General features: G+C 40.7%; 15 protein-coding genes. 2 read left to right on the top strand and 13 right to left on the bottom strand.

Translation table 11 applies throughout. The annotated features are described in order from the left end of the window. Positions 1–212: 212 nt before the first annotated feature. The 10 genes from HMPREF2573_RS02390 to coaBC form a co-directional block, all read right to left on the bottom strand. Positions 213–1,019, bottom strand: coding sequence for a hypothetical protein (locus HMPREF2573_RS02390; protein WP_003657599.1), 807 nt, complete (start codon positions 1,017–1,019; stop codon positions 213–215). After that, the gene (locus tag HMPREF2573_RS02385) at positions 1,012–2,013 is read right to left on the bottom strand and encodes a PilW family protein (protein WP_003657600.1); all 1,002 of its coding nucleotides are present in this window, start codon (positions 2,011–2,013) and stop codon (positions 1,012–1,014) included. The genes HMPREF2573_RS02390 and HMPREF2573_RS02385 overlap by 8 nt, the downstream gene beginning before the upstream one ends. After that, positions 2,010–2,570 (bottom strand): prepilin-type N-terminal cleavage/methylation domain-containing protein, encoded by a 561-nt coding sequence (locus HMPREF2573_RS02380; protein WP_003665674.1) that lies wholly within the window; start codon positions 2,568–2,570, stop codon positions 2,010–2,012. Before HMPREF2573_RS02380 ends, HMPREF2573_RS02385 begins: the two co-directional genes overlap by 4 nt. After that, complete coding sequence (locus tag HMPREF2573_RS02375) at positions 2,560–3,228, bottom strand: ComF family protein (protein WP_227502604.1); 669 nt, start codon at positions 3,226–3,228, stop codon at positions 2,560–2,562. The genes HMPREF2573_RS02380 and HMPREF2573_RS02375 overlap by 11 nt, the downstream gene beginning before the upstream one ends. Before the next feature lie 197 nt (positions 3,229–3,425). Beyond that, positions 3,426–4,754, bottom strand: a complete 1,329-nt coding sequence (locus HMPREF2573_RS02370) for a phospholipase A (protein WP_070472433.1) — start codon at positions 4,752–4,754, stop codon at positions 3,426–3,428. A gap of 143 nt (positions 4,755–4,897) precedes the next feature. Continuing rightward, positions 4,898–5,353 (bottom strand): hypothetical protein, encoded by a 456-nt coding sequence (locus HMPREF2573_RS02365; RefSeq protein ID WP_003660341.1) that lies wholly within the window; start codon positions 5,351–5,353, stop codon positions 4,898–4,900. Between the two features lies 1 nt (position 5,354). Beyond that, the gene (gene rph, locus HMPREF2573_RS02360) at positions 5,355–6,071 is read right to left on the bottom strand and encodes a ribonuclease PH (RefSeq protein WP_003657605.1); all 717 of its coding nucleotides are present in this window, start codon (positions 6,069–6,071) and stop codon (positions 5,355–5,357) included. Positions 6,072–6,354: 283 nt separating this feature from the next. Then, complete coding sequence (locus tag HMPREF2573_RS02355) at positions 6,355–8,061, bottom strand: AMP-binding protein (RefSeq protein ID WP_003660343.1); 1,707 nt, start codon at positions 8,059–8,061, stop codon at positions 6,355–6,357. Between the two features lie 232 nt (positions 8,062–8,293). Beyond that, positions 8,294–9,979: an AMP-binding protein gene (locus tag HMPREF2573_RS02350; protein ID WP_070472430.1), complete on the bottom strand. Its 1,686-nt coding sequence runs from the start codon at positions 9,977–9,979 to the stop codon at positions 8,294–8,296. Positions 9,980–10,253: 274 nt separating this feature from the next. Then, positions 10,254–11,516: a bifunctional phosphopantothenoylcysteine decarboxylase/phosphopantothenate--cysteine ligase CoaBC gene (coaBC, locus tag HMPREF2573_RS02345; protein ID WP_003660345.1), complete on the bottom strand. Its 1,263-nt coding sequence runs from the start codon at positions 11,514–11,516 to the stop codon at positions 10,254–10,256. Between the two features lie 324 nt (positions 11,517–11,840). Here coaBC and nhaA point away from each other — a divergent pair, with 324 nt between their 5' ends. Beyond that, the gene (gene nhaA / locus HMPREF2573_RS02340; RefSeq protein ID WP_003660346.1) at positions 11,841–13,070 is read left to right on the top strand and encodes a Na+/H+ antiporter NhaA; all 1,230 of its coding nucleotides are present in this window, start codon (positions 11,841–11,843) and stop codon (positions 13,068–13,070) included. Positions 13,071–13,404: 334 nt separating this feature from the next. Then, complete coding sequence (locus HMPREF2573_RS02335; protein ID WP_003657612.1) at positions 13,405–13,866, top strand: MliC family protein; 462 nt, start codon at positions 13,405–13,407, stop codon at positions 13,864–13,866. A gap of 123 nt (positions 13,867–13,989) precedes the next feature. On the opposite strand, the gene HMPREF2573_RS02330 is transcribed toward HMPREF2573_RS02335, so the two are convergent. The 3 genes from HMPREF2573_RS02330 to HMPREF2573_RS02320 all read right to left on the bottom strand — a co-directional run bounded on the left by HMPREF2573_RS02330 (position 13,990) and on the right by HMPREF2573_RS02320 (position 16,372). After that, positions 13,990–14,322, bottom strand: a complete 333-nt coding sequence (locus tag HMPREF2573_RS02330) for an RnfH family protein (RefSeq protein WP_003664370.1) — start codon at positions 14,320–14,322, stop codon at positions 13,990–13,992. Further along, positions 14,310–15,392, bottom strand: a complete 1,083-nt coding sequence (locus HMPREF2573_RS02325; RefSeq protein WP_003657614.1) for a hypothetical protein — start codon at positions 15,390–15,392, stop codon at positions 14,310–14,312. Before HMPREF2573_RS02325 ends, HMPREF2573_RS02330 begins: the two co-directional genes overlap by 13 nt. A 287-nt stretch (positions 15,393–15,679) precedes the next feature. Then, a complete protein-coding gene (locus tag HMPREF2573_RS02320; protein WP_003657615.1) occupies positions 15,680–16,372 on the bottom strand; it encodes a c-type cytochrome in 693 nt (230 codons plus the stop codon). Positions 16,373–16,453: the final 81 nt, after the last annotated feature.

The following is a 16,453-nucleotide window of genomic DNA, read 5'->3' as shown; positions in this document are numbered from 1 at the left end:
TTTTTATGGTATTTCTATGCGTTTATGTAAATAAATAGGTCAAAATTGTATTAGCTATCTATTATATGATAGAAATGCGTTAGTATTGTTACAATATTTTACAATTATAGCAACATCAACAAATCCACAAAAAATCTTGACTATTTTACCACAGCCAAATAAAAATTACAGTGGCTACGGTAATTTTTTGTGAACCATCAGTTCTTCTAAATCTATTCACGCATTGAGCGTATATCATAGGTTCGCAAAGGCATGATACGAATAGCATTGGCCGCTTCGGCAGATGAATCGGTCTTTTGAATTTTTTGACGCCAAATTAACCATTCAGCAACGCTGATTTTATGAATAATCCCGTGGTCATTTAGGCAAGTGGTGATGCGTGTTTGATATAGCGGTTCTTGACACTGGATGATATCTTGTGAATTTTGAGCGGCGATGGCATATAATCTTAAGTGAAAAATTTCATAGTGAGCTGTGTCATCATTCACTGCTTGTTGATCGGGGTTTTGAATATCATGGGCTGATTTTTTTGACAGTGTATTTTGGAGCAATGTATTTAGATAATGATTGGCACCAATTGGCTCTATATAAGTAGCTTGCCAACTTACAATAGGTGCAGTGTGATGGCATTGTATTGGCGGATCGTCAAGCGTACTGATACTAAATGTTTGCCAGTCATTACAGCTTTGAGCTGTATAAATTTTTGTCAAATCATTCTTATCGGATAATAGTGAGGCAAGCCATGTATCAGTCTGAGCCATATGAACAAGATGTTTGGGAGACAACTGCCATAGATTCATCACCGCCTTATCAGCTGCGATAAAAAGCTTGTATTGATTTTGGTGATAAAGTACACTGCGTACATCCACAGAATTTTGGCTCATCATGAGTGCCGTCAGCCCACTGATGAAAAGTAGCACAACCAAAACGACCAATAATACAAAGCCTGATTGCAATTTATCATAAGTTTTTATTGATAATACTTTTAAATGATTAAATTGGTTGGTGGATTTATTCATGGATGATTTTGGCGTTATTTTGGTTCATCTTGGTCTGATTCAAAGAAGCATTGACAAAATTGACATTCATCGTATGTAATCTTCTTGGTAAACCATCATTCGGCGGCGAGATGCTTTCATCAAAAATTAAAAAGTTGTGTGTCTGGCTTGCATGTGGTGCAGGTGAACTGCGGCTGAGTATAGCAAGCTGTACACCAATAATGGGATAACCATACCAATGTGTTTGATAATTTTCAATCGTCATGCTATGTCTGGTTGATCCATCAGCCACGATCAGTCTCACCCAAAAACCTTCAATATCTGACAGTATCACATCTCCTTTACCAAGCCCACGAATATGGTTTGGTTTATCGGTGCCAAATCGCTTATTGACCTGAGCATCAATCACTGCAGTTATATAAGGTGCGCTGATACCGTGTCGATTTCGAGTGCCATCACGCATGATTTCATCGGTGATGTATCGCCCTGCATCACAGCGTAAGGATAAAGAACCGTCTGTTTCTGTTTGTACAAAATATCTTTCGATAACAACTTGACCATCTACCATAGCCATCTTACCATTTTTTAGGCGAGCTGGACGGGGTCCAAGAACAACACTCCCTTCACAATCCCACATATCCGCAGGCGCAATATAATGTATGGTAAGCTGATCGGAGGATTTAGGATAGTGGCTTGGTAAGCCACCTGTTTGGGATAGCTGATGATTAAGATTAATACTTTGGCTACTACTGATGCCAAGTAACTGTTCTTTATGAACAAGCACAGCTGGCATATCTATGATGCCAATGCCTGCCAGTCTAAGCTGCTCGGTCATGGCCGTGATGCCCAAAGTCTCACGATCTATAAATTGTGCAATACTGTGCGTATAGGCACTATTTTTGGCTGATAAAGCATAAAAATTCACTGCCATCAAAACAATGAATGAACCCAAACCTAAGGCAACCACCAGCTCCATCAAAGTCATGCCTTGCTGATTTGTCAATATTGGTTTCATAGACCATCCATGATGGCACAGTCTAATGAGCTGATATTTAACCCAAGCTCATCGTTAGAACAAGTTTTGATTAATTCAAAAGCTTGCATACCCCATCCAGCGACCCAGCAATGACCCAACTGACAATCGGTGACCGACAGTATGATATTTGCCCGTGCAGCAGCTTGTGCTGATTGTATCGCCAAAGATTGGGCTTGTTCATTCAAATGGCACTCTGGGCGACAACGGATAGTGGTAGCATAAGCTGCGATACGATAACTATTCATGTCTGATTCTGAGCGGCTTTGTGCTGTTTGTGCGATCCTTTGAAGTGTTTGGATATAAATCTGCTTTTGCTCTGGCGTAAATGACCGAACTGCATGGTAGTCATTTGCCATCAGCTGAACTGCTTGTAAACGAAGATCAGCATGCTTAGTTTGCACAAGCAGTCGTCCCTGTACTGTGATTAGTCCAAGTGCCACCACGGATAACAATAAAAGTGAGATCAATACCTCAATCAGCCCAAAACCACCTTCATTAGTCGTTATCAAAGCGGTGGATGGATTATTATCTGTCATGAGTATCAAAACCGAAATCAGCAGAACCATGTGCCATACAAATTGCAATCAGTCGAATATCTTGACGATGCCGTATTAATAAATTTGCCACCGCTGCTACTGTTGCCCCTGTGGTGATGACATCATCAAATATAATGATTTGACGATTGGGAATTTGTTGACATAAATAAAAATCTGTTTGAGTATTAACTAAACGCTCATGACGAGTTAGCCCACGCTGATGACGCTTGCCATCATGGCGAGCCACACCCTGCCAAAGTGGTAATTGCCAGTGCCACGCCAAAAATTTGGCTAAGATTGCAACAGGGTCAAATCCACGCTGACGCATGCGTTCTTGGGTCGTTGGTATGGGTAAAATGACCGTATTACCTGCATGGCAATAGTCAGGCTTTGGTAAGTGGGCAATCAATGCGTACAATGCTAACAATGATTGTGAATTTTCATGGTCTTTAAATTTTTTGATGAGCTGATTGACAGGATACTGATAATAGCTTATAGGATAAGCACGGATATGTTGTCGCTTTGGGGTTTGTTGGGCGGTCAACCTATCTTTATTGGTAGGAAAATCTTTGCCAATGTTTAGGTGGATGTTAAAATACGAAACTTGGGTGGCAATGTTTGCTTGGCAATCAGCACAAATAAAATTCATCCGACCCATCTGATAATCCAGATGGTGTAATTGGCATAAAACACAGCGACGATGCAACCTAAATAGCCAAATTGCGGCCTGATGATGCACCCAGTATGGTTGATCAAATACGGGCTTAGCTAAAAAGCCCTGATTAAAAGCCCGCTTATGCTTATGGTTTTTTAGCAAGTTTATCAAGCCGTGTTCCATATTGATTTGCCGTTGAGTTATAGACCCATCCAGTCGTTAAGCATAAGTCCGACGCCAAAGCTTGTCGCCTCATGATTATAATCAATCAAAGACTGCCCATAGCCTTGAAATATTTGAAAATAGCCACTAATTCCCTTACCAAGCGGATAGACATAGTCAAGTTGCAACGCACCTTTGCCTGAGCGTGGATTATAGCGTACCGTACCTGAAATATTACTTTTATTTTCTAGTTGATATAAAAAACGCACATCACCATAACCATAATAGTCCAAGATATCAGGATTATCATCTGGCTGGCTGCCACTACCCTCTTTAAAGATACGCCCCCAAATGCGTGGCATGACAGTCAGGTTTTTCCATTCCATGCCTGCCATCAAATAAGCACGATTCCATGAGCGAGACAGTTTGGCACTTTCACCATTGGAATGATGTACCGCACCCATGCCAATCATGCGGACTTTGCCATCCCATGGTAAGTCTGAGTATACAGGTTGAGTTAAGAAAATCTCTGGCTGGTAGTCATGTACTCTAAAAGGACGAGAGTTTTTTCCATTAAAAATCTGCCAGTGCGATTGCTGTGTATATCCAAACCATAAATCTGAATCCGTCCCCCATAAATCCTCAGCAGCTTTAACCTTAACAGAAACCTGAAATTTTAGCTCGGGAGCACGAAATTCATTTGGGGTAAATTGTTTTGCTTCATGACTGGGCGTATTTGGGCTTCGATTAGGCTTACCGTGCATAAATATGGGCAATACATACATCGGATTGTGTGGTCGTGATGACCAAAGTGGTGTATTATTTCGGTCTAAATCAAATGATAAGCTCAGTGGTGTAAACTGTTTGGCTGCATATTCAAGCTGTTTGGCATCTTTTTTGGTCAGCATGCCTTTTTCATTACCCATTAAAAAAATCGGATCTGTCGTTTCTTGATAGATAACCTGGGGTTTGCCTTTGATGGTCTGCCAAATTGTTTCATCAAGGCGAATGGAACGCTTGGTTTTAATTACCGCTGGCGTCTCACCATGCACCAAAGTGTCATAGCACGCCAAACGCATGATATCTTGATTAAGTGCTGAGCAGTTAATCAGCATGGTTTTATTTTCTAAAGCTGTCGTATAAAGCTCTGGTTCATGTTCGTCTAAAGGATTAGCCGTATCAGTAGACGCTGATTGTGTCGCACTTTGGACATCAATGGGTAATTCATTGTCTTGCCCAAGATCATTTTCACTGCGTACTTCGTCAACAAATGCCACAGGATTTGGTACAGCTTGTGCTTGCTGAATGGCTAGGATAGCAAAACATGGCAAAATAGATAAAGTCAATGTAGACAGTGAAACTTTCATGAACGGCTACTCTGGACAACTGATTGCATTAAATGATGACTTAAAATAAAATCCTGCCCATCATAACATACTCTTAAATCCAAACAAAGAAAAAGTTAGGTGGGTGGAGTTAAAGACCATCCAACCTGTCTGTATCACAACAACTACTTAGCCAATGTCACCGCCACCGCATTGGTTTTGATTGACTTTCCCAAAAGTACCTGTTTGGCTATATTAATTTCACGGTCATCAGCAAAACCTGTAAAATGATATTCAATGCCCCGATCAACAATTGTCATTTTGTTATCTTTAGCAGATATTGTTGCCGATGCTGATAAGGTTAGTGATTTGTTATGAATCTCAAAGCGTTTGGGCGTAATCTTTAAGCGACCTTGTGAAAACATATGACAAGTTTTAGCTTTTTGCCTTTGAATATTAAACACAAATACCACAACTGCAAATAAAGCCAACGCACCGATTGCATAAAAAACGGGTGCAATCAAACAAATGATTGCCACCAAGACACCCAGCAGCAGCAATATCATCGACCACCAAAATAATGGGTCTTTTACTTGTCCATTTAATGTGATGATCACGCCATTATCTTCAACGATTAGCATATCACCAGCCTAATACTTGCTTTTGGGCTTCGATAATCTGCCCAATTCCCAGCTCTGCCAAATCAAGCATCGCATTAGCTTCAGCACGAGTAAATGGCTTTTCTTCTGCTGTGCCTTGAATCTCAATAAACCCACCTGCCTGCGTCATGACCACATTTAAATCGGTATCACAAGTTGAATCTTCAGCATAATCCAAATCAAGCAATACACGGCCTTGATTAACACCCACAGAAACCGCTGCCACCAAGCCCAAAAGCGGATCTTGGGTAAGCTTTTTACGACGCTGCAAGTGTTCTAAAGCATCGATGAGTGCCACCGCAGCACCACTGATACTGGCTGTGCGTGTACCGCCATCTGCCTGTATAACATCACAATCGATATAAATGGTATTTTCGCCAAGTTTTGATAAGTCAAGCATGGCACGCAGTGAGCGTCCAATCAAACGCTGAATCTCTTGGGTGCGTCCTGATTGCTTGCCCCGTGCTGCTTCACGCTGTGTACGAGTACCTGTCGCGCGTGGCAACATACCATATTCAGCGGTCAGCCAGCCCTTACCTTGACCTTTAAGCCAACGAGGCACACCAGCTTCGATACTGGCAGTACACAAAACTTTGGTATCCCCAAAACACACCAATACCGAACCTTCGGCATGTTTGGTATATTGGCGGATAAAATGAATGGGACGAAGCTCGTTATTTTGGCGATTGTTGCTACGCATAATTTTTCTCACTATACATTTTTGTTAACGATTGTAAGCATTATTTTATCAGGTTATGTATGATATTACAAAATATCAGGGTAACCTAGGGGTGTACTTAGCCTTTATCGCATCATCGATAGTTTAAACAGCTTATAAAAATAAAATAATTATTTTTGCATGAAATTTGCATGAAAAATGGCTAAATCTTATGTTGCATTTGCTGCATTATAAATACCAAAAACCCACCAACTGTGGCGGGTTTTTGTGGCGGTTTTTAAAAAATTGTCATAACAGATGATTGTTATTTGCTTTGCTCAAGTACTCTTAATTCCTTACGCAAAATTTTACCAACATTAGATTTGGGAAGCTCACTGATAAACTCAATATATTTGGGGCGTTTGTAACCTGTTAGGTTTTCTTTTGCCCAAGCACGCACCTCGTCGGCGGTCAAGGAGGGATCTTTTTTGACCACAAAGACCTTAACCACTTCACCACTGTGATCATCAGGCACACCAATCACGCCACATTCAATGACTTTTGGATGGGCAGTAATGATATCTTCAACCTCATTGGGGTAGACATTAAATCCAGACACCAAAATCATATCTTTTTTGCGATCAACAATTTTAATAAAGCCACGATCATCCATCACGCCAATATCGCCTGTACGAAAAAACCCATCTTTGGTCATAACCTTTTCGGTTTCATCAAGGCGATTCCAGTAGCCGACCATGATTTGTGGACCTTTGGCACAAATTTCACCAGCCTCGCCCATCGCCAACTCGTTGCCCTCATCATCCAAAATTTTAATGTCGGTGGCAGGAATTGGAATGCCAATCTTACCTGTGTATCCACCTGGTGGATTTAGGGTCAAAACAGGCGAGGTTTCAGATAAACCATAGCCTTCGATGATATAATTACCCGTCAAACGCTCCCATGCTTTGGCAGTATCGGATAAAACTGACATGCCACCGCCTAATGATAATTTTAAATTACTATGGTCAAGTGACCGAAATCCTTCATGATGCACCAAACCATTAAATAAAGTATTCACTGCAGGAAAAAATGCAGGCTTATATTTGGCATAATCTTTACACAGTGCTGGAAAATCTCTTGGGTTGGTAATTAATAACATACTAAAACCCATCTTCATCCCCAACAAACCACACGCTGTGAATGAAAAAATATGGTAAAGCGGTAAGGCAACTGCGATATACTGACCAGATAGATTGTCTTTAGAAAATACCAAGCTAAGAAATGGCGCACACTGCTCAACATTTGAAGCAAGATTACGATGGGTGAGCATCGCACCTTTTGCCACGCCTGTTGTACCGCCTGTATACTGCAATACAGCAATATCATCCAAAGCCAAATTAGGGCGATTGTAGTTACCTATCGGCACTTTGTTGAGTGCGTCTTTAAATGATACATGACCAGGGATATTCCATTCAGGCACCATTTTTTTAACATGACGCACCACTGCATTGACCAAAAAGCCTTTTAAGCCAAGCATATCGCCCAAAGATGCAACAATTACATGGCGAACTTGACCTTTATTAACCACTTTTTCAAAAGTATGAGCAAAATTTTCTACAATAAATAACGCTTTAGCTTCTGAGTCATTGAGCTGATGTTCAAGCTCATTCGAGGTATACAAAGGGTTGACATTCACCAATGTCAATCCAGCACGCACAATCGCAATCATCGCAATCGGATATTGCAAAATATTTGGCATCATGACCGCTACTTTATCACCTTTGACCAAGCCTAGCGATTGTAAATATGCCGCCATTTGACGACTATAGTTATCCAGTTGTCGATAGGTGATAGATTTATCCATGCAAGTAAACGCAACTTGATTACCGAAGCGTGCAAATGCCTGATCAAAAATATCCATGAGTGAATTGATATTGTCAGGCAAATCAAAGTTAAAATCAAGACCATGTTCTTGATAGGTTTTATACCAAGGTGCATCCGTTGAAACGGTAAAATCAGTCATGTTACTCATATTCATTTATTTCCTTATATCAAATCAAGCCATCAAAAGCCAAAAAAGAGGCATGATGTATAGCGTATGGTATGCTTGTCAATCTAGCACAAGTTACCTAATTAGACAAGAATTATGACCAAAAAATTACAATTTACTTTGTGATCTTATGTCATGCAACAAAGCAAGAAAACCCCGCTTGATGCCACTGCTATATATTACTCTCAAGTATTCATTTATCTCAAGTATTAATTTAAAGATTTCTTAACTCTTTTCTTAAGATTTTACCGACATTAGACTTGGGTAATTCATCCAAAAAAGCAATTTTTTTGGGGCGTTTATAGCCTGTCAGATTTTGTTTTGCCCAAGTTTTGATATCTGCTTCGGTCAATTCAGGATCTTTTTTAACGATAAAGGCCTTAACCACCTCACCGCTATGCTCATCAGGCACGCCAATAACACCGCACTCCAAAACGCCTGAATGGCTTGCAATCACTTCTTCAACTTCATTAGGATAGACATTAAATCCTGAAACCAAAATCATGTCTTTTTTGCGATCAACGATTTTAAAGTAACCATTTTCGTCCATCACACCAATATCACCTGTACGAAAATAACCATCCGCTGTCATCGCTCGTGCGGTCTCTTCAGGCTGATTCCAATAGCCTTTCATAACTTGAGGACCTTTGGCGACAATCTCACCTACTTCGCCTTGAGCAACTTGATTGCCCTCATCATCCAATAAAAGAATGTCTGTTGAAGGAAAAGGAATGCCGATTTTACCTGTATAACTGCCCAATGGATTAAAGGTCAAAACAGGTGAGGTTTCAGACAAACCATAGCCCTCGATAATATAGTTGCCTGTTATTTTTTCCCAAGCATCAGCTGTGCTTGGTAATACCGACATGCCGCCACCCAATGATACCTTAAGATTACTATGATCTAATGATTTAAAACCATCATGATGTGCTAAAGCATTAAATAATGTATTCACCGCAGGGAAAAACTGTGGGCGATATTTGCCAAATTGCTTGGTTAGATCATCTAAGTCTCGTGCATTAGGAATCAATAAAAGTGCAAAGCCCATTTTCATGCCAAGCATCGTTACCATAAATGAAAAAATATGATACAAAGGTAACGCTACCGCCATATATTCACCATGCTGATGGGATTTTTCAAATCCAGATTTGACATAAGTTGTGCATTGCTCGACATTGGCAATTAAATTACCGTGGGTTAGCATCGCACCTTTTGCCACACCTGTTGTACCGCCCGTGTACTGCAATACAGCAATATCATCCAAACCGACACTTGGCTTAGTGTATGGATATTTTTTATTTAATATATCTTTAAATTTTATTTTATTAGGGATACAATAATTAGGCACCATTTTTTTGACATGACGCACCACAGCATTAATTAGCAAGCCTTTTAGGCGCATCATATCGCCAATGCCTGTGATGATTACTTGTTGAATTTGACCTTTATTCACCACTTTTTCAAAGGTATGGGCGAAATTTTCTACAATAAATAACACTTTGGCTTCTGAGTCATTGAGCTGATGCTCAAGCTCATGTGCGGTATACAGCGGATTGACATTCACCAATATATAGCCTGCTCGTACAATGCCTATCATCACGGCCAAATACTGCGGTGTGTTTGGCATCATCACCGCCACTTTATCGCCTTTTTTTAAGCCCAAAGACTGCAAATAACCTGCGATATTTTGACTAATACCATCTAGCTCATCATAGCCAATATGTACGCCCATAAATGTTATGCCACGCTGCCCTCGATTGGCACGAAAATGAACATCAAAAAAATCAAGTAATGACGATACCTCTTTGGGCATGGTCAATTGAATGTCTAACTTATTTTTTTGATAAGTTGCTTGCCAAGCACGATCCGCTGGCGTAATAAAGTCTGAATAATGAGTCATAAACACTCCTATTTATGATGATGTATTGTATCAAAAGTAATAAAAAAGACAAAAAGCCTCAAACACAAACACGATGCATCATGCACGATCATACCACCCTACAAAGCTTACCGATACTTGACAACCTATTTTTGTGAATCATACTTCATTATTTTTTATTGACAAATGCGTTAAAATCTACCATATGTAGATGATTTAATCTAAATTCTAAATGATGACAAAATCATTCGCCTACAAATGATGAACCCATCATACCGCCAGATGATTTTTTGATTCATTGTTTTTGATTCATGATTTTTACCACACATGCCACCAATTGCTCAGCAATTTTTGATTTATGTGCCTTGGGTAGATTTTGGGGCATTTGGTCGTATTGTTCGGCAAAAAAAACGGTCATCGCATTATTTTCACTACCAAAACCTATGGTTTTATCCGAAACATCATTCACCGCAATCATGTCCAACTGTTTGGCGGCCAGCTTGCTTTTGGCACAATTGTTAGCATCTTGAGTTTCTGCGGCAAAGCCAACGCAGATAAGATCGGGATAAGTATGACAAATTGTGGCAAGCACATCTGGATTTTTAATTAATTGTAGTGTCATGGTCTGCTGGTCTTTGGTTTTTTTGATTTTATGGTCAGCAACTGATGCCGCTTTAAAATCAGCCACTGCGGCAGCTGCAATGAATATATCTGCCTTTTGGCAGACGCTCAAACAAACCTTTAGCATTTGCTCTGCTGTACCCACATCAAGGCGACGAACCCCAAACGGTGTCTTTAAACTGACATGCTTACCTGACACTAAAATAACATCGGCACCTGCATGATAACACGCATTTGCCAAAGCATAACCCATCTTGCCTGTTGAGTGATTGGATAAAAAACGCACAGGATCAATCGGTTCAACTGTTGCACCAGCTGTAATGACAACTGTTTTACCTAATAATGACGGCTGGATATGTCGGCACTTATCAAACGCCAGAATCTGCTGGCACAAGTCTTCAGGTTCGGGCAAGCGCCCCAATCCCACATCACCACACGCCTGCTCACCGCTATCTGGGGTCATGATGTGATAACCAAATTGGCGTAATTTTTTAAGATTATCTTGGACGATGGCATTTGCCCACATTTGCTGATTCATCGCAGGTGCAATGAGTATGGGTGCATCGGTTGCAAGGCAAACCGTTGTTACCAAATTATCAGCAAAACCGCCTGCAAGTTTTGCGATGGTATTGGCAGACGCAGGTGCGACAACCACCAAATCCGCCCATTTAGCAAGCGTGATATGTCCCATACCACGCTCGGCAGTCTCATCAAGTAGCTTAGTATGTACCGCTTGCCCCGTCAAGGCTTGAAATGTCAAAGGTGTAATAAATTCACACGCCCCTGCTGTCATCATAACACGCACCTGACAGCCTGATTTAATCAGCAGGCGAGCAAGCATGGCAGACTTGTAGGCAGCAATGCCCCCTGTCACCGCCAATAAAATTTTTGGTAATTGAGTCATAACCTTCATCTGACATTTGGCAAAAACCATCATTATACACGATAACGCCTTTATCATCACGCACAATCACGCTATGAGACAAGTTTTCAGGCAAATTTTAATCAAAATACTGAAAAATAAACTATCAATTTTTATCAGAGTAATTTTGAGTCATAGCTATTTTGGGACATACCCCAAAATAAAATTTCTCAAATTTTGTAATCAAGCCTTTATCATTACCATATTTTTATGATAAAGTTAATCCCAAATTAATCTAATTTATCAATTTTGCCATCAGCTAACAAAAATTAAATCATCCTAACTGGTCAACTGATTTTTTAGATCCTGTTAGCTGAACGCACCTAAGTTGGGAAGTTTATGTTTGCACAATTCAAACGATTTTTAGAGCTTGAAGCTGCAGGCGGTATTGTACTGGCAGCGGCAGCTTTACTGGCGATGATTATTGCCAATTCACCGCTTGACGAGATGTACCATGCCTTTATTCATGCGCCTGTTGTGGTTCAAATAGGCACATTTCAAATTGCCAAAGATGCCCATCATTGGATTAATGACGGTTTGATGGCAATATTTTTCTTTTTGGTTGGACTTGAGTTAAAAAGAGAAGCCTTAATTGGTGAGCTGTCTGATGTTAAACAAATTTTAATGCCTGCCTTGGCAGCGGTTGGCGGTATGATTATGCCAGCGTTAATTTATGCTGCTTTTAATCAGAGCAATCCTGAACAGTTGGCAGGCTGGGCGATTCCTGCCGCTACCGATATTGCGTTTGCCTTGGGGGTATTAAGCTTATTGGGCAATCGTGTACCAAATGCTTTAAAAGTCTTTTTGGTCTCTATCGCCATTTTTGATGACCTTGGTGCAATTGTCATCATCGCTTTATTTTACACCAGCGATTTATCTTTATCATCTTTGGCGGTGGCTGGGGTTTGTTTTCCATTTTTGTTCATTCTAAATAAAATGAATGTCGTGCGACTGACACCTTATTTATTGATTGGTTTGGTCATGTGGGCGGCATTTTTAAAATCAGGTGTTCATGCCACTTTAGCAGGGGTTTTGCTGGCATTTTTTATCCCCTTGCGTAATAAAAGCGACCCTGAGCATTCGCCCCTAGAAGAGCTTGAACACGATTTACACAATACTGTCGCTTTTGGCGTGCTGCCTTTATTTGCTTTTGCCAATGCAGGCATTGGGTTGGCAGGAACAGGCATTGACAGTTTATTACATTCAGTCCCACTTGGCATCGCCGCAGGATTATTCATTGGCAAGCAAATCGGTGTGATGGCAGCGGTCTTTTTATGTTTAAAGCTTGGGTTAGCGTCCCTACCAAAAGGCACAACCATCAAGCAGTTGTATGGGGTATCTTTGCTGTGTGGTATTGGTTTTACGATGAGTTTATTCATCTCAGGCTTGGCGTTTGGCAACACTCCTAAGGATTTTGATCCACGCCTAGGGATTATTTTAGGCTCAATCATTTCAGGCGTGATCGGTTATATGATTTTACGAGGCAATATTCCAAATGCTGACCATCCCGTCCTTGCCAAAGATACAGGCGAAGGGTTTATTCCCACACAACACGACGCTCAGGCTTAATCCATTTAAATAAGGTATATTTATCTTTGCTAGTTATGATAAAAAATACCTATTTAAACAGTAAAGCCGTCGTAAATTGTTCAAAATCAGGCACGCTCTAACAACCAAAATTATCAAACCAAGCCCACACATCTCTAAGCTTGGTTTGGTGATGCGTCGAAATCTTGACCCACACCAAGCACCAAAGCAACTAACAATCAATAAAAGAAAGAGTTAAGCAACATTTTTCACATGACTATCACAGATTAGCCATCAAAAATCACTCAGCCCATCATGATTTGACCTATAATGAATTTACCAATTCTGGCTTTTTATCTAAATAAAAGGATAACTTATGAAAAAATTACTTTTGAGTTCTGCTGCTGTTATGATGGCAATTACAGGCTGTACAACACCATCAACTGTTAGTGTGCCAGCCAATCAAGCAGGCGTTGTTGTTGTGCCAACAGCTGGTACTCATCATCATGGTACCCAACACCAACATGGCGTTTATGGGCAAGACATCACAGCGGTTTATCAATGTGATGAAGGTGCCAAAGTTGTGGCAAACTATCAACCAGAAAATGATCGTGCAGTATTGACCGTCAGCGCACCAACTTGGCACCTACACAACCAAGAGATCGTGATGCGTCCAGCTGTTAGAGCATCAGGCATGCGTTTTGTTAATGACACCAATCCAAACAGTGTCTATGATTGGCATGCCAAAGGCTCTGAGGCTTTATTATCCGTCATCCTTGGTGAAACAGATCAAGAACATACGCTACATTGCCGTACCGACTCACCTGCTTTGATGTAATCTCATCTAAGATAAGTACCACCATTAATAAAATGCAGTCAAAATTGCTGGCTGCATTTTATTAATATAGAACTGTAAGGAAAACTTTAAGATTAATATCCATCAAACTAATGATTTTGTTGGCTATTTTTTTGAAAGTGCCTTTCGCTTAGCCATTGGATTAATGGTCAAGGGTCGGTAGATTTCTATGCGATCGCCTGCCAAAAGTATGGTATCAAGGCGTTTTTTTTGGCTAAAAATACCCACATACCAAGACTTATGATTTGGGCTGTTGTCCAAATTATTTTGTACCCAATGCCAAAAATCTTCAAACTCTTCGCCATGCACCCAAGGCACAAGCGTCAATGCTTCATAGATGGTTGTACCCATCGGTAGGCTAAGTTCACTATAATACTGCTTACCTGAGGATGCAACATGGCTGATGGCGATGGTCATACATTGCTCTAAACAATCCATTCAAGCACCAAACCGATGATTGCTACAATAATGGCAATAGGCACAATAATGCGTACAAAAACACGCCAAGTATTATATCGAAGCTCACTACTCATATTCAGCGTTTTTCTTAAATGGCTAATTTTCATCACAAATCCTGAAAAAATAGACAACATCAAAACCGCCACCAAGCTTAGACAGATAATGATGATTAATAAAATATTAGCAGGAATAATACTAAACACAATCGCCAATAATAATACCATCGCCACCGCCATCAGTATGCCAAAGCGTGTACTAAGCTGTGTGTACGCATAATATAATAAAAATGCCGCAACCAATAACATGCCTAGGCTGGTAACGACAAATGACGCCACGCCTACCAAAGCTGAGCCTGCTAAGATGGCAATTGAACCAAAGATTAGCTGAGTGAGCCAAACAGGCAAAATATAGCCTGCCAAAGATTTTTTGGCAGTCATCAAACTTGGTGCGGTCGCCATACCCCCAAACCAGTATAAGCCTGTACCAATACCAACGCACAAAAGTGCAAGTATGACTGCACGAGACCACTCAAGCAGTCCAACCTCGGTCATGACAGGAACGCTAACCGCACTGTCATATAACGACAACAGTGAACCCAATAAAATCAACAAGACGCCCACCATCAGCAAACGACTTTTTAATAAGCTTAATATCAATGCAATGACCATCAAGCCTGCTGCCATACCAAATATGGGAATACCTGACTGCTGTAACACCGAACCAAAGTGTACATAAGCTCTTATAGCAATCTGCCCTGAGAGATTGGCTGCGATTAATATTGAGATAACAACAGACAGCAGCGCAAAACCTCGCCAAACTAAGCCTGCATCTGCTTCACGGGTCAGTTTTTGCATACCCTGCCACGGCATATCACCTGAACGCGCCGACAAGGCAAATTCAGCAAATAAGACAGGCAAGCCAACCAAAACCATCGCTGCCACCCAAAGCAGCCAAAAATCCAATTCTCGTGCCATATTTGGTGCAACTTGACCAATGAACATCAAAGGCAAAGCACACGCCACAAAAAAGACCGTATATCGATGAAGCATATTTGATACCATGATAAAGATTTGGCATATTTTAACACAAAAACCAATAAAGCCCTAAAACTGCCATACATTAAAAAACCCCCTTTTTGGGAGCTTTTTAATACAATATTTTTAATACAATAATAGATATAATGGTAGATTTTCTGATACACTTGTTATACCGACCATCAAATCTAAAGTATATGCCTAACGCTAACCGTTGATGGCTATCGTATCGTTGTTATGTTTGTGTTTTAATCATCATATTTAAGACTTAAGCAGCTTGATGTATATCATCGCCTCGTGTATCAGTGAAGTGCTGATAAATATTCAGATAAAATCTTAATATCACGATCTGATAATCGTGATGCCACCATCTGCATCATGCCTTTATCACCTGCCTTGGCAGAATCGTTGGTACGCACCTCTGTATCTGACGAAACATCATCTTCACGACCTGCGGCACGGAACAGTTTTAATTGTGTTGCCAAATAGGCAGCGTGCTGACCACCTAAGCGAGGAAAGCCTGCGTACGCATTACCTGCACCTTTGGGATCATGACAACCTGAACACGGAATAACGCCACGAGTTTTATCACCGCCTAAGTATAGTTTGGTTGCTTCGGCAACTGTTGCTTTATTGCCATAGCCTGGTGTCCAAGGGGTTCTACTGGCATAATAACCTGCCAAATTTGCCAAATCCTGCTGAGTCAATCCAGCCAGCTGAGCTTCCATAATACCATTACGGCGTGCTTTGGTCTTAAAATCAACCAACTGCTTATAAAGATACTTGATATTTTGACCACCGAGGTTTGGCTGAGTAGGCACAGGACTCATGCCATCAAGACCATGACAGGCAGCACAGTTGGCTTCAACGATGGCTTTGCCTGCTTCAATGTCATATGTCGGGACAGTGACAGCAGCATACGCTGAAAAACTGGCAAGACCAATTCCTGAGGCTAGAGTGAGTTTGGCTAAAGTTGCTTTTTTGGCAGGTTTCATAATAATTTCCTACTAACTTGGCTAAGTCTTGGGTGATATTGTGGCTAAATCTTGGTTTATTTAGCCCATCATTTATAATTC

Source organism: Moraxella sp. HMSC061H09, assembly GCF_001809255.1.
In the GTDB taxonomy this organism is placed as follows: Bacteria; Pseudomonadota; Gammaproteobacteria; order Pseudomonadales; family Moraxellaceae; genus Moraxella; species Moraxella catarrhalis.
The sequence above is the reverse complement of the archived record's forward strand: the minus strand, read 5'-3'. Positions and strand labels throughout refer to the sequence as shown.

Coding starts and splice junctions, on each gene's coding strand:
- HMPREF2573_RS02390 (WP_003657599.1), bottom strand. CDS start 1,019: ATGAATAAATCCACCAACCAATTTAATCATTTAAAAGTATTATCAATA.
- HMPREF2573_RS02385 (WP_003657600.1), bottom strand. CDS start 2,013: ATGAAACCAATATTGACAAATCAGCAAGGCATGACTTTGATGGAGCTG.
- HMPREF2573_RS02380 (WP_003665674.1), bottom strand. CDS start 2,570: ATGACAGATAATAATCCATCCACCGCTTTGATAACGACTAATGAAGGT.
- HMPREF2573_RS02375 (WP_227502604.1), bottom strand. CDS start 3,228: ATGGGTCGGATGAATTTTATTTGTGCTGATTGCCAAGCAAACATTGCC.
- HMPREF2573_RS02370 (WP_070472433.1), bottom strand. CDS start 4,754: ATGAAAGTTTCACTGTCTACATTGACTTTATCTATTTTGCCATGTTTT.
- HMPREF2573_RS02365 (WP_003660341.1), bottom strand. CDS start 5,353: ATGCTAATCGTTGAAGATAATGGCGTGATCATCACATTAAATGGACAA.
- rph (WP_003657605.1), bottom strand. CDS start 6,071: ATGCGTAGCAACAATCGCCAAAATAACGAGCTTCGTCCCATTCATTTT.
- HMPREF2573_RS02355 (WP_003660343.1), bottom strand. CDS start 8,061: ATGAGTAACATGACTGATTTTACCGTTTCAACGGATGCACCTTGGTAT.
- HMPREF2573_RS02350 (WP_070472430.1), bottom strand. CDS start 9,979: ATGACTCATTATTCAGACTTTATTACGCCAGCGGATCGTGCTTGGCAA.
- coaBC (WP_003660345.1), bottom strand. CDS start 11,516: ATGATGGTTTTTGCCAAATGTCAGATGAAGGTTATGACTCAATTACCA.
- nhaA (WP_003660346.1), top strand. CDS start 11,841: ATGTTTGCACAATTCAAACGATTTTTAGAGCTTGAAGCTGCAGGCGGT.
- HMPREF2573_RS02335 (WP_003657612.1), top strand. CDS start 13,405: ATGAAAAAATTACTTTTGAGTTCTGCTGCTGTTATGATGGCAATTACA.
- HMPREF2573_RS02330 (WP_003664370.1), bottom strand. CDS start 14,322: ATGGATTGTTTAGAGCAATGTATGACCATCGCCATCAGCCATGTTGCA.
- HMPREF2573_RS02325 (WP_003657614.1), bottom strand. CDS start 15,392: ATGCTTCATCGATATACGGTCTTTTTTGTGGCGTGTGCTTTGCCTTTG.
- HMPREF2573_RS02320 (WP_003657615.1), bottom strand. CDS start 16,372: ATGAAACCTGCCAAAAAAGCAACTTTAGCCAAACTCACTCTAGCCTCA.